The following is a 13,258-nucleotide window of genomic DNA, read 5'->3' on the forward strand; positions in this document are numbered from 1 at the left end:
TAGCACGACCTTAGCACGACTTTAGCACAACAGAACGCGGCACAACGTGGCATAGCAGAACATTAGCAGCGGCATGGACGATCGCGCCGACTTGTATGGCTACGATGCGGAGGTATCCAGCAACACTCCCGCATCGACCACCTACTGCCATGCATCTGCACACGCTTCGCCTGGTCCGCATCATTGCGGATCCCTCGCAGACCGCCGCGATTGTCGCGCTGCTCGCCGCGCGAGGTGCGCGCACCTGTCTGCACAGCAGCGTCGCCACATCGGATCCGGAACGATCCCGTGCAACGGCACAACCGGCACTCACGCTCACCGAATCGCTCGTGTCCGCCCTGGACGCCGAAGCGATCCTGCGTGCTGTGCACGACGAGCTGCAGCCGTACCACGCCGCCGTGGCCTATGCCGTGGAAGCACAGGCCTACCTCCGTGAGCAGCGGTTGTGAGCAACCCGAAGAAGAGAGCGAAGGCATTCGCTGGGCGCGACCAGGATCGGTCGATCGGTGACCCGCTTCCCATGGCGTTGCTGACGGGGTTGATGCTGTTGGTATGCGCGGCGCCACTGCCCGCGCAGCTCCCAGCGACAGCGCCAAGGAGCGTGGAGTCCGACACACTGCGCCTTCGCAGCACGGACCTGCCCGCGCTGGTGCAGCGCAATAACCCTGCAGCGCGCTCGGCACGCTTCGAGATGGCGTTGTCGGATGGAGACGTGACCACCGCACGCCTGCGCCCGAATCCGGAACTCGAAGTCATGGCCGACGTGTTGCCGTTGGGTGGCGGAGAAACCCATCCGAACAGCCGGCAATACGGCATCCAACTGGCCTTTCCGATCGAACGGGGCAACAAACGCGGACTCCGCACGGAAGTAGCCACGCGTGCTCAAACACTCTCCGAGCAACGGGCACGCGACGTGTTTCGGCAGCAGATGCTCGATGTCCAGCTCGCGTGGACGGAACTGCTCGCATCGCAGGCCGAGGAACGCATCGCATCCGCCACGCTCGACAACTACGACCAGTTGGTGACGGTCAGTCGGGCCCGTCGCGACGCACGACAGATCTCCGAAGCCGAACTGGCTCGTATCACGGTGGAGCGTGGACGTGCCGCCGTCGCACTAGATACGCAGCGTGGTGAAACGGCCGATGCCCGTGCCACCTTGGCGCGCCTGCTTGGCATTGCCGCCATCGTCGTTCCAATAGACACACTCGCGCCAATGCCCATCCCCGACAGCAGCGCCGCTGCGCCAACAGCGGATCCGACTCGTGCGGAGGTCCTGGAAAGCGAGGCATTGCGTGCCCGCGCCGACCTGCTCGCGGCACGTCAATCCGTGGAAGTGGCACAATCCGACCAACGGCTGCAGCACGCCATGGGCAAGCCTGACGTGTCACTGGCGGTGGAGTACAGCATGCAGCAGTACATCCCGCTGTACGGCGCATCCGTGCGCGTGCCCCTGCCTCGACACAATCGCAATCAGGGCGAGCGACAGAAAGCCACGGTGCGTGTGGCCCAGGCCCGCGATGATGTCGAACGCATCGAACGCGAAGTCCGCGTGGAACTGCGCCGTGCGCTGGCAATCGTCAGGGCGCGCACGGCGGCCCTGTCGCGATTCGGTTCCACGGACGATGGCATCCTCGCCCGTGCCCTCGCCGCGCGCACGGCCGCCGAGTTCGCCTATCGCAACGGCGCAACGTCGTTGGTCGAGCTGCTCGATGCAGAACGCAGCTATGACGACATCCGCCGGGCCCACGTCGATGCGATCGCAGACGTGAATCGCAGCCTCATTCACCTGCACTTCGTGGCAGGCTTCACACTGGAAACCCGGCCATGAGCATGCGCCTCCTGACTTTGTCGCTCCTGCTCGCTGTCACCGCGTGCACCACCGTGGAACTGTCGATGGATCCCGACGCTGGAGACTCGACCACTGTTCGCACACCGATCACAGCGACGCCACCAACCACGACCAGCACGCTGGCCAGCGGTGACCGCATCCTGTTGGACAGCACGCGGGCGTCGCGCTTCGCCCTCACCGTCGCCGAGCGCCAGACATTCGCCGTGGCGCAACGACTGCCTGGGCGCGTGATGGCCACGGCCGTCGCGGCCCGGGAACTCGCCACGCCACTGCTGATCTTCGAAACGCCGGACCTGTCACAGGCATACGCGGAATCTCTGCGTGCCCGTACGGAGCTGGCGCGCACACGCCGTGTATCGGAGCGACTGGGCGCCCTCGCCCGCAACGGGGCAGCGGCCGGCAAGGATCTCGACGATGCCGAGGTGGATGCCCTGCAGGCCGAATCGCATGTGCGCGAAACCGAGGCTCGGTTGCGCGAAGCCGGACTCGACCCCGGTGTGTTGACTCGCATCGGTGCCGGCGCGGCACTGGTCAGCGCCGACTTGCCGGAAGCCCGCATTGGGCTGGTGCGGGTGAATGCCGTGGCGTTGGTGGACCTTACGTCTTTCCCAGATGCACCGCAGCGCGGTCGTGTCATCGCAGTCAGCGACGCAATCGATCCGCAGACCCGCACCGCACGGGTCTCCATTCTGGTGAATCAGCCCGGTGGTGTACGGCCGGGCATGTTCGCATCGGTGCAGGTGGAGCAACGCGCCGCGCAGGCAGTGGCGATTCCGCGCACGGCGTTGGTGCAGGCGGATGCCCGAACGTTCGCTTTCGTGCGGATCAGTGATGGATTCGTCCGTCGGGAACTCACACTTGGCCCCGATGACGGCACGATGGTGGCCGTGTTGAGTGGTATCGAGCCCGGTGAGCAGGTCGTGACATCGAATGTCATGCTGCTCAAGGGCCTCTCCTTCGGGTATTGACGATGCTCGATGCCCTTGCGCGTTTTTCGCTGCGGCAGCGCCTCATGGTGCTGGTGCTCGCAGCGCTGTTGGTCATAGCCGGTGTGGCGAGTTGGCGTACACTCAAACTGGAGGCTTACCCCGACGTCTCCGACACCGAGGTCGCCATCATCACGCAGTACGATGGCCGCGCCGCCGAAGAAGTGGAGCAGCAGATCACCATTCCTGTAGAGCGTGCGGTGAACAGTGTGCCGCGCGTGATCAATCGACGATCGCGTACGATCTTCGGCCTCTCCATTGTCAAACTCACCTTCCAGGAAGGCACCGACGACTTCTTTGCTCGTCAGCAGGTGCTGGAGAAGTTGCGTGACGCCGACCTGCCCGAGGGCACGCAGCCGCAACTGGCACCGTTGTCTACGCCGGTGGGCGAGATCGTGCGCTACGTGGTGGAGAGCGATGGCCGCCACAACCCGATGCAACTGCGCGAACTGCAGGATTGGGTGGTGATTCCGCGACTGCTGCAGGCACCCGGCGTTACCGATATCACGAACTTCGGCGGGCTGGTCCGGCAATACAATGTCGTGATCGACCCCGAACGTCTGCAGCGATTCGGACTCACGCTCGAGCAACTCGCGCAGTCCATTCGGGAGAACAACAGCAGCACCGGCGGCAATGTCATTCGCAGCGGGGCTTCGCAGCTTGCCGTACGGGTCGTGGGCCGCATCACGGGTGCCGAAGACCTGGGCCGAACAGTCGTGGCCACCCAGCGCGGTGTACCGTTGTTTCTGCGCGATGTGGCGAGTGTAGAGACCGGCCCCCTGCCTCCCACCGGCGTGCTGGGGTTCGTGGACCTCACCCGAGGTGAAGATGTGGACGATGGCGTGGAGGGCATCGTGCTCATGCGCCGAGGAGAGAATCCCTCCGAGGTGCTGGATGCGGTCAAGGAACGCATCGCGGCCCTGAATGCCGGCGGACTGCCTGATGGCGTCAGTGTGCGGGTCCTCTACGACCGCTCGGAGCTGGTGGAAGCCACACTTCGCACCGTGACGCACACGTTGGCGGAGGGACTGTTCATCGTGGCCATCGTGCTGCTGCTCTTTCTGGGCGATCTACGCTTGGCTGCCGCGGTCGCGGTGACCATTCCGTTGTCGCTGTGCGGCGCGTTTGTGCTCATGAAGCTCACGGGCATTCCTGCGAACCTGCTTTCACTGGGCGCCATCGACTTCGGCATCATCGTAGACGCCTCCGTGGTCATGGTGGAGGCCATTTCGCGCACGCTGTCCCACCAAACGGTGGAAGAGAGGCGCCTGGGCAACCGACGCGCGATTTTTGCCGCAGGTGGAGAAGTACGTCGGCAGATCGTGTTTGCCGTCCTCATCATCATCCTCGCCTTTCTGCCGCTGTTCACGCTGCAGCGGGTGGAGGGCAAGCTGTTCCGGCCGATGGCCTTCACACTGTCGTTCGCTATTGGCACCTCACTGGTCCTGGCCCTCACGATCGTCCCGGTGGCCTGTTCGCTGCTGTTGGGGCGCAACTATCGCGAGCGACACAATCCTGTTCTGCACTGGATGGGAGAGCGATATGCGCGCCTCGTGTATGGCGTGCTGCGGCGGCCGCTCCCCGTGCTTGCCGGTGCCGGCGCGCTCATCGTCATGTCATTGGCGGCCGCGCGAATGGTGGGTACAGAGTTCCTGCCCCAACTCGACGAAGGGGGCTTCAACATCCGTGGCATCCTGCCGTCTGGCATCGCTATCGATGAGGCACGGCAATACCCTACGCAGATCCGCGCGACGCTGGCCCGCTTCCCGGAGGTGCGAGTGGCCATCTCCTCACTCGGCCGGAACGACGATGGCACCGACCCCTACGGCCCGAGCCGGATCGAGACACTCGTACAATTGCGCCCCTACGACACCTGGACCACCGGGCGCAGCAAGAGCGACCTGCAGCGTGCCATGCAGGAAGCCCTCGACGCACAAATGCCGGGAGCAAACTTCAGCTTCTCGCAGCCCATCCTCGACAACGTGAGCGAGGCAGTGACCGGATCGGCGGCCGATCTTGCGGTGCTGGTGAACGGCAACGATCCGGCCGTGCTGCGAAGGATCGCACTCGACGTACTGGAGCAGATACGTCAGGTGCGTGGGGCATCGGCCAGCGGACTCGAACAGGAAGGGCCGCAGACGCAGTTGCTGGTGGATGTGGATCGTGAAGCACTCGCACGCTACGGTATCGATATCAGTGACGTGAACACGGTTATCGATCTGGCGGTCGCTGGCAGTCCGGTCAGTGAGGTGTACGAAGGCGATCGACGGTTTGCCATCACGTTGCGCTACACCCGCGAGGCACGGTCGAGCATTCCGGCCATCGAAGCGCTGCAGATACTCACCGCGAGTGGGGCCCGCATTCCCCTCTCCCAGGTCGCACGCGTGAAACTGGTGGAGGGGCAGACGCTCATTGCGCGTGAAAATGGCATTCGGCAGATGGGCGTGCGCACCAATATCGTGGGACGCGACCAGGGCAGCTTCGTCGCGGAAGCCCAGGAGCGCGTGGCGACCGCCGTGCAGCTCCCCGACGGCTATGACATCCGGTGGGGCGGACAATTCGAGAATCTCACCCGCGCTCGTGGCCGTCTCGCGCTCATCGTGCCGATCACGGTGGTGCTCATCTTCGTCGTGCTGTTTGTGCTGTTCGACAACAGTCTTGTAGATGCCGGCATCGTACTGATGAACGTGCCATTTGCGATGGTGGGAGGTATCGCCGCGCTGATTGCGCGAGACATCAACTTCAGCGTATCAGCCGGCGTGGGCTTCATTTCGCTCTTCGGCGTGGCCGTGATGTCCGGTGTCCTGCTGGTGAGCTACATCAACATGCTGCGACAGGAGCGGCTGATGCGCCTGCACCGCGCCGTGCTGGAAGGTGCGACCACGCAGTTCCGCCCGATTCTCATGATGATGTCGGTGGCGCTGATCGGGCTCATTCCGGCTGCACGGGCCGAAGGTATCGGCAGCGATATTCAGCGTCCGCTTGCGTCCGTGATTGTGGGCGGACTGCTGTCAGCGTTGTTGCTCACGCTGTTCGTGATGCCGGCACTGTACTTCGTGGTGGAGCGGGCACGTCTGGCGCATCGCTATCGACAGCGGCACCGCCTGCGTGGAAAGACCAGCGAGCAGGATGTGTTCTGACGATTCAGGTCACGCGGCAATCAGCCAGCTTTCCAGAGCGCGTCAGGATCGGCTACGGCCAGTTGGGCGCAGAAACCACTGATGCGCTCGACCGCCTGCGCCATGAACTGGGCGCCGGCGGTTTCGGTGGCCGATCGTGGGTCACCAACACCGGTATCAGCCGAGAGCTGTGTCCAACGACGTGGCATCCACGCCCAACCCTTGCGCACGGCTTCGAGTGCGCTGGGGTTGACGGCCCCATCGCCCCACTGGCTGCGGTCTTCCACCACCAGCCCCGGCGCCACATGCATCACAGCCGCCGTCTCGAGTTCACCAGCATGGTCACCCGGTTCGCGAAACACACTGACGTCGGCTGTCTGCCACCAATTCACGATCGCCAGCATCATGGACGTCTCGGGCTGCAACTCACGCACCACGGCCCGTAGCTCGTTCCCTCCGTGCGCATTGAGCAACACGAGGGCGCGTACACCATGCGGTTCGAGACTCTTCACGATGTCACGCAACAGAATGAGCTGTGTTGTGGGCATGACATTGATCGTGAATCGCAGGTCGAGCTGCGTGGTGTTCACGCCGAACGGAATGGGGGGCAAAGCCAACACACCCGTGCCGTGCGCAATGGCGTGCGCCGCCACCCGCGCGGCGACCTCCGCGCCCAATAGCGTGTCCGTGCCATATGGCAGGTGTGTGTTGTGTGGTTCGGTGGCGCCAAACGGCAACAGCGCCACCGGCCAATGGCCGTCGCGCAGGGCCGGCCACGTCTGTTCAGCCAACACACCCGGACGTGGCCCACGCCCGCTCGACGCTTCGCTCATCGGCCTGCCGCCGCAAAGGTGTCGCACTGCCGCGGGTCGCCGCTGTCGAACCCACGACGGAACCAGCGTGAACGTTCGGCCGACGAGCCATGCGTGAACGATTCGGGACTCACCCGACCGGTGGACATCTTCTGCAGGTGATCATCGCCCACCGCGGCGGCAGCGCCGAGTCCTTCTTCCAGATCGCCGGGTTGCAGAACACCCGACTTGGCCGCGTCATGCCCCCAGACGCCGGCATAACAATCGGCCTGCAACTCCATGGCCACCGACAACCGATTGGCCGCTGACGGATTGCGCTGCTGCGCCGAACGCAATTCCCGCTCGGTGCCCAACAGGTTCTGCACGTGATGACCGATCTCGTGCGCCAACACATAGGCCTGCGCAAAATCACCCGGCGCGCCAAACTGCCGATCGAGCTGATCGAAGAACGACAGATCGACGTACACCTTGGAGTCGCCCGGGCAGTAGAACGGTCCCGATGCCGACTCGGCCGCGCCACACGCCGACTGCACCGCATCGCGGAAGAGCACGAGCTTGGCCGGCTGGTACTGCGGCAGGATTCGTGTCCAGGTCGCCTGCGTGGTGTCGAGCACAAACGACACGAATTGCACCATCTGTTCTTCCTGCGGATCCTGCACGCCCGTGGGAGCGGTGGCCGACGGCAACTCGGCACCCGGCACACCACCGCCCGTGAGCGGCGTGATGAGATCACGCTTGAAGACGAGACTCAGGATGAGCAGCACGACCATGCCGCCCAGTCCGATACGCATGCCGCCGCCGGGACCGCCGCGCATACCACCACCGCCGCCACTCTGCCCGCGACGGTCTTCGAGATTGTCACTGCGTCCACCAGGGGTCCAGCGCATGATGCCTCCGCGATCCGACGTTGAGCGCCAATTCTGTTACGGTGCGCGCCCGGCTTTCAAGGTGAGAAACTCCTGGTCATCCGCACCAACCGACTTCAACCACACCCGCACCTCGGGCAACCGTTGGGGGCCAAACACCCCACGTCCGCCCTCGAGCTCCCGCACCAGGCGCAGCTCCTGTCCTTCCAGCGTCCAGGTGGAGCGATAGCGTCCAAAGAAGCTCGTCGCGTTCACGTTGGGTGGCAGGTCCACGGTCCATCCATCCGGCAGCGTCACGCGCCATTCGATGGTCGCCGCAGCCGGCGGAATGATGCGCGCCGCATCGATCGGCAGCCGCCGCGGCTGAACCGAATCGATCTGCCCGCCCAGGATGCGCAACTGCGAGGCAGGACCGCGCATGGACAATGGCAGGCGCAACAGACGCACACCAGAGACCGTGCGCACGACATCGGGCAGGCGGATGTGATATTGCAACTGCGGCGGGGTAGCGAGATCCCGCCCACGGCTGCCTCCCAGCGAGTCAATGGTCACGCTCCCCGCCGCCTCGTTGCCGGCGATGCGTTGCGCAAAACCACGCACCGCCTGTGGACGGCGTGTGGGATCTTCCGCCGCGGCCAACAGCGCACGCAATGGCGGCGCCGATGCACCCTGGGCCGCTTCGCGCACAGTGCCAACCATCGCGCCACTGGCATCGATGCGGGCCACCACCTGCTGGCGCGCATGATTGAAAGCGACGAGGGTCGTTGGCAGTGTCACCCGTTCCGCACCGCCGGCCGCCGTGACACGTATCGCAAACGCGCCTTGATAGGACTCGGGAATCTCGCTGTACGGAAAGATGTCCGCCGTCAGATCCGTGTACTGCCACGACGCCCCATCACGCACGGCGGCGATGACATGGTTGAACTGGAAGATGCTCGGCACGGCCGGATCCGGCTTGCCGGTGAGCGCCAGTACCACCGGCTCCGCTTCGATGCCCGCACGGCGCAACACCGCAATGAAGAGAGAGGCCTTGTCCTTGCAGTCACCAAATCCCGTGCGCAACACTTCATCGGCCGTGCGCGGTTGATAGCCGCCGATGCCGAGTGCCACGGACACGTAGCGGATATCCTGCGTCACCCAGCGATGCCAGGCGCGCAGAGAATCGGCCCGGCTGCGTGGACTCGCCGCAGCAACCACGGAATCGACCACGCGTCCCACCGCCGGCGACACGAGGTAGCGATCGCGGGCCAGTGTGTTGTACCACGCGGCGACGGCACTCCAGGTCCCGGCTCCCGACACCGTGATCGACTGTGCCACACCATTGGAGTCGGCCGCGAATGGCTCCGCACGCAGTGGGGTCTGATCATTGGCCATCCAGCGATACCGACGCCGACCATCGCGGTCTTCTTCCTGCCGACGCGCCACCAGGTTGCGCTCGACAATGGTGGGCATGTATCCGGTCGGCACATCGAGCGTGAACAACGAACGCCGCACCGGAAACAGACCATTCAATGCCCAGCGATGCAGAAAGTCGCCGGGCCGTTGAGGCGTCTGCTCTTCCAGCGTGAATGCGATATCCACGATGGTGTTGGGCGCGACTCCCGCGAGCGACAACCGTCGGACCCGCTGATCCTGGTAGATGGGCGCATTCATGGCAGCCGGCACATCGGCATCCTGTTCCTGCGCCGCGCGGTCGCTGATGACCTCACCGTTCGGCCGCAGCACCCGCACCCAACGCACCGTGAGTCGCTGATGGCTGCGCGCAAACGTCAGCGCGCGTTCGGCGAGCGCTCCGACGCCATTGGCATCGAGCACCTGCATCACCTGGCGCACCTCATTGCGCCACGTGCCATCATGTTCCACGCGAAACACCCCTTCGTCGAGCAATACCACGAAGGGAGCCCCACGCACCCGCGTCGGATCGAGCGCGAGGGCCGTGATCGAATCGGACGGCGCCTTGGGCAACCCCTGCCCCTGCGCGACTCCTGCCCCAACGGTGATCGCCAGACAGGAGGCGAACGCAGGCGTCAATACATCGAGCAGGCGGCGGAGCCGCGCGGAAAGCGACATTCCCAACTATAAAACGGTCGCCCTCCACGCGGAGCACTTCCGTGCCGGTCAGGCCGCGAACGCGTCCTGGGTTCGGGCAAATGCCAGACTGATGGCCCGGCGCGCCCCACGCTTGAGCGCCCGGTGAACCGTCCGGGCCTGGCGCACAAAGTTCTCCCCCGCCCACGGATGCCGGGTGAAAAACTCAAAGGGCAACTGGTCACCCTTGAGGCGATTGCAGAGCGCACAGGCCGCCACCAGGTTGCCCGACTCGTTGGCACCCCCCAGGGACCGCGGCATCACATGGTCAAGCGTGGCCGTCTCGAGGCGCAGTGGGGTGGCGCAATACGCACAGCGGTGTCCGCAGTCCCGCAGCGCCTCTCGCCGCAGGGCGTGTTTGAGGTCGAGCGGCGAAAAATGTCCGTGGCCACGCGGCGAACGCGCAGCCCGGTTGGTGAGCGACCGGCGGGCAGAGCGTCGTGGCCCCTGAACGGCCTTACGACGGTCCACAAACGACGACGCCCCGGCGGAGGCAGTGAGCCTCACATCGGGGCGATTGAGCGGATTCCGGTTCGACGCGCGCATCATCCTCCTTGCCATCACACGGGGGTGATCCTGGAGACTGCCTGCTGTTCGACGACATCCGCACGTTGAATCACGTTCCTGCTCTCGTCAAGACCGAACCGGGCCGTGCGACACCATCGAAACGGCGTCGTGACGAGAGCGCCTCAGTTGCGCTTGCCGTGGCCGCCGCCTGTCCGGGCCAGGGGATCACGCAGCAGACTGCCAATCCGCGCCGCCATGCCGTCGAGCTGCTGGCGGTTGGGCATCTCGGAGGCCGGGAACGGCAGGGGGATGTCGAAGCCATCGCCATCGCGCCGGGGAATGAGATGAATGTGGTAGTGCATCACATCTTGCCCCGCCGCCGCGCCGGATTTGATCACCACATTGATGTCCGGCGCCCCAGAAGCGGTCTGGAGCGCGGGCACCAGGGTCAGTGCCACGTCGAGCAAATGCGTGCTCAGCGACTTCGGCACTTCCTCGATCCGTTCGTAGTGCTCACGTGGGACGACCAGTACATGGCCGGGGTTGACCGGCTGAATATCGAGGAAGGCGATCGCTGTCGCGTCCTCAAAACAGATCGAGACCTCGGCGGCGCCGCCGATCAGATCGCAAAAGATGCAATGACCGGTGGACGGCTTGAGTGGAGCAGTGGGCGCGTGCATGGCGCGTGCGGGACAGTGGCGGAGGAGTCGACAGGCTTCCGTGCCAACCTGCCCGGCGTCGCACCTGGAGGCAAGCGCCGACACGCCGACTGCAGCCCGACCGGGGGCACGTCAACCTCTGCCCCCCTCAGCGCGTTTCACTAAGTTGAACAGTTGCCCGTTTTTCCGACGTCCCTTCAGATCCCACCGATGGCCACTTCGACCCGTCCGAGCCGCGCCCGTCAGGCGGCGACTTCAGAGCCGGCGCCGGGCGCGCCCGCCCTTTCGCGCGACCAGCTGCTCGACGCGTTCCGCGTGATGTACACGTCGCGCCGACTCGACGACAAGGAAATTCAGCTCAAGCGCCAGAACCGGATCTTCTTCCAGATCTCGGGCGCCGGGCACGAAGCGATCATGACCGCCGCTGGTCTGGCCACCAAGCCGACCTACGACTGGTTCTATCTGTACTACCGTGACCGCGCGCTCTGCCTGCAGTTGGGCATGACGCCGGCCGAGATGCTCTACAGCGCCGTCGGCGCCGCCATCGACCCGAATTCGGGCGGCCGGCAGATGCCGAGCCACTGGGGCCACAAGGACCTGAACATCGTCTCGGTCTCGTCCCCGACCGGTACGCAGTTCCTCCAGGCCGTCGGCAATGCCGAAGCCACGCTGCGCGCCGCCAAGACGGATCTGGCCGACGACAGCTTCCATGGCGACGAAGTCACCATCGTCACCACCGGCGACGGCACGACGTCCGAAGGCGAGTTCTGGGAGTCGCTCAACACGGCCTCCAACCTCAAGCTCCCGGTCGTCTACATCGTCGAGGACAACGGCTATGCGATCTCGGTGCCGGTGGAAGTGAACACCGCCGGTGGCTCGATTTCCAAGCTGGTGTCGTCGTTCCCGGGTCTCTACATCCAGGAAGTCGACGGCTGCGACCTGCTCGCGTCGTACGACGTCATGCAGCGCGCCGTGGCCTATGCCCGTGAGCGCAAGGGTCCGGCCCTCGTGCACGCGAAGGTCATTCGCCCGTACTCGCACTCGCTGTCGGACGACGAAGTGTTCTATCGTCCGCCCGAAGAGCGCGAAGCCGATGCGGCACGCGATCCGATCACGACGTTCCCGGCCTGGTTGATTGCCGAAGGCCATGCCACGGAAGCCGAGATTCAGGCCATCCGTGATGCAGCCGACGCCGAAATCCTGGCCGCTACCGACGACGCGCTCGAACAGCCGCAGCCGTCACCCGATTCGGTGATGTACGCGGTGTACTCGCCCGATGTCGATCCGACCTCGGAACAGTTCGATACCGAAGACGATCCGCAGTTCAGCGGCGAGCCGACCACCATGGTGGATCTGCTCAACGCCTGCATGCGCGACGAAATGGCCCGCGACGAACGCATCCTCGTGTTCGGTGAAGACGTGGCCGACGTGTCGCGCGAGCAGTACCTGGGCAAGGTCAAGGGCAAGGGTGGCGTGTTCAAGGTGACACACGGCCTGCAGACCAAGTTCGGCAGCGCGCGCGTGTACAACTCGCCGCTGGCCGAAGCCAACATCATGGGCCGCGCAATCGGTCTGGCGCACCGCGGCTTCAAGCCGGTCGTCGAAATCCAGTTCTTCGACTACATCTGGCCCGCGTTCATGCAGATCCGTGGGGAGCTGGCCACGATGCGCTGGCGCTCCAACAACGCGTTCACCTCCCCGGTGGTCGTGCGCACCACCTACGGCGGCTACATCCGCGGCGCCATCTACCACTCGCAGACGGGTGCGTCGCTGTTCACACACAACCCGGGCCTGCGTGTGGTGTGCCCGAGCAACGCGCTCGACGCGAACGGTCTGCTGCGCACCGCGATCCGTTCGGATGACCCGGTGCTGTTCCTCGAGCACAAGCACCTGTATCGCCAGACGTACAACAAGGGCCAGTATCCGGGCCCCAACTTCATGATCCCGTTCGGCAAGGCAGCCGTTTTGCGCGAGGGCACCGACATCACGCTCGTGACGTACGGCGCGACCGTGCAGCGTGCGCTGGTGGCGGCCAAGCAGATCGCGGAAGAAGGCGGCCCGAGCGTGGAAGTGATCGATCTGCGTACGCTCTCGCCGTGGGATCAGGAAACGGTCTTCAACAGCGTGAAGAAGACGAGCCGCGTGATCGTGGCCACCGAAGACTCGCTGTCGTTCGGTTACGGCGCGGAAATCGCCGCCAAGATCGCCGACGAGTGCTTCGCGTGGCTCGACGCTCCGGTGCGCCGCATTGCCAGCGCCGATTCGTGGGTGGGCTATGCCCCGCAGCTCGAAGACGCCACGCTGCCGCAGGTGGAGACGTTCCGTCAGGCGTACGTGGAGCTTGCCGCGTACTGAGTTGGCGTAGTTTGACG

Annotated in this window: 10 protein-coding genes; 5 read left to right on the forward strand and 5 right to left on the reverse strand. The window is 64.8% G+C overall.

What is annotated here, in order from left to right:
- Positions 1-149 precede the first annotated feature (149 nt).
- The 4 genes from GAU_RS14310 to GAU_RS14325 all read left to right on the forward strand — a co-directional run bounded on the left by GAU_RS14310 (position 150) and on the right by GAU_RS14325 (position 5,975).
- Entirely contained in the window at positions 150-449 is a 300-nt protein-coding gene (locus GAU_RS14310; protein WP_041265555.1) for a hypothetical protein, read from the forward strand.
- 71 nt (positions 450-520) lie between these two features.
- Positions 521-1,828, forward strand: coding sequence for a TolC family protein (locus tag GAU_RS14315; protein WP_041265556.1), 1,308 nt, complete (start codon positions 521-523; stop codon positions 1,826-1,828).
- Positions 1,825-2,817: an efflux RND transporter periplasmic adaptor subunit gene (locus GAU_RS14320; protein ID WP_041265557.1), complete on the forward strand. Its 993-nt coding sequence runs from the start codon at positions 1,825-1,827 to the stop codon at positions 2,815-2,817. The genes GAU_RS14315 and GAU_RS14320 overlap by 4 nt, the downstream gene beginning before the upstream one ends.
- A gap of 2 nt (positions 2,818-2,819) precedes the next feature.
- Positions 2,820-5,975, forward strand: coding sequence for an efflux RND transporter permease subunit (locus GAU_RS14325; protein WP_015894602.1), 3,156 nt, complete (start codon positions 2,820-2,822; stop codon positions 5,973-5,975).
- A 20-nt stretch (positions 5,976-5,995) separates the two neighbouring features.
- On the opposite strand, the gene GAU_RS14330 is transcribed toward GAU_RS14325, so the two are convergent.
- The 5 genes from GAU_RS14330 to GAU_RS14350 form a co-directional block, all read right to left on the reverse strand.
- The gene (locus tag GAU_RS14330; protein ID WP_015894603.1) at positions 5,996-6,787 is read right to left on the reverse strand and encodes a creatininase family protein; all 792 of its coding nucleotides are present in this window, start codon (positions 6,785-6,787) and stop codon (positions 5,996-5,998) included.
- Complete coding sequence (ypfJ, locus tag GAU_RS14335; protein WP_015894604.1) at positions 6,784-7,653, reverse strand: KPN_02809 family neutral zinc metallopeptidase; 870 nt, start codon at positions 7,651-7,653, stop codon at positions 6,784-6,786. Before ypfJ ends, GAU_RS14330 begins: the two co-directional genes overlap by 4 nt.
- 36 nt (positions 7,654-7,689) lie before the next feature.
- Complete coding sequence (locus GAU_RS14340; protein WP_015894605.1) at positions 7,690-9,702, reverse strand: DUF3857 domain-containing transglutaminase family protein; 2,013 nt, start codon at positions 9,700-9,702, stop codon at positions 7,690-7,692.
- A 48-nt stretch (positions 9,703-9,750) separates the two neighbouring features.
- Positions 9,751-10,269, reverse strand: coding sequence for an HNH endonuclease (locus tag GAU_RS21115; RefSeq protein WP_052574469.1), 519 nt, complete (start codon positions 10,267-10,269; stop codon positions 9,751-9,753).
- A gap of 140 nt (positions 10,270-10,409) precedes the next feature.
- Positions 10,410-10,907: an HIT family protein gene (locus GAU_RS14350; RefSeq protein ID WP_015894607.1), complete on the reverse strand. Its 498-nt coding sequence runs from the start codon at positions 10,905-10,907 to the stop codon at positions 10,410-10,412.
- A 189-nt stretch (positions 10,908-11,096) separates the two neighbouring features.
- Here GAU_RS14350 and GAU_RS14355 point away from each other — a divergent pair, with 189 nt between their 5' ends.
- Positions 11,097-13,241 (forward strand): alpha-ketoacid dehydrogenase subunit alpha/beta, encoded by a 2,145-nt coding sequence (locus tag GAU_RS14355; protein ID WP_015894608.1) that lies wholly within the window; start codon positions 11,097-11,099, stop codon positions 13,239-13,241.
- Positions 13,242-13,258: the final 17 nt, after the last annotated feature.

The sequence above is a fragment of the Gemmatimonas aurantiaca T-27 genome (assembly GCF_000010305.1).
GTDB classification, from domain to species: Bacteria; Gemmatimonadota; Gemmatimonadetes; order Gemmatimonadales; family Gemmatimonadaceae; genus Gemmatimonas; species Gemmatimonas aurantiaca.

Coding starts and splice junctions, on each gene's coding strand:
- ypfJ (WP_015894604.1), bottom strand. CDS start 7,653: ATGCGCTGGACCCCTGGTGGACGCAGTGACAATCTCGAAGACCGTCGC.
- GAU_RS14325 (WP_015894602.1), top strand. CDS start 2,820: ATGCTCGATGCCCTTGCGCGTTTTTCGCTGCGGCAGCGCCTCATGGTG.
- GAU_RS14320 (WP_041265557.1), top strand. CDS start 1,825: ATGAGCATGCGCCTCCTGACTTTGTCGCTCCTGCTCGCTGTCACCGCG.
- GAU_RS14355 (WP_015894608.1), top strand. CDS start 11,097: ATGGCCACTTCGACCCGTCCGAGCCGCGCCCGTCAGGCGGCGACTTCA.
- GAU_RS21115 (WP_052574469.1), bottom strand. CDS start 10,269: ATGATGCGCGCGTCGAACCGGAATCCGCTCAATCGCCCCGATGTGAGG.
- GAU_RS14330 (WP_015894603.1), bottom strand. CDS start 6,787: ATGAGCGAAGCGTCGAGCGGGCGTGGGCCACGTCCGGGTGTGTTGGCT.
- GAU_RS14340 (WP_015894605.1), bottom strand. CDS start 9,702: ATGTCGCTTTCCGCGCGGCTCCGCCGCCTGCTCGATGTATTGACGCCT.
- GAU_RS14315 (WP_041265556.1), top strand. CDS start 521: ATGGCGTTGCTGACGGGGTTGATGCTGTTGGTATGCGCGGCGCCACTG.
- GAU_RS14310 (WP_041265555.1), top strand. CDS start 150: ATGCATCTGCACACGCTTCGCCTGGTCCGCATCATTGCGGATCCCTCG.
- GAU_RS14350 (WP_015894607.1), bottom strand. CDS start 10,907: ATGCACGCGCCCACTGCTCCACTCAAGCCGTCCACCGGTCATTGCATC.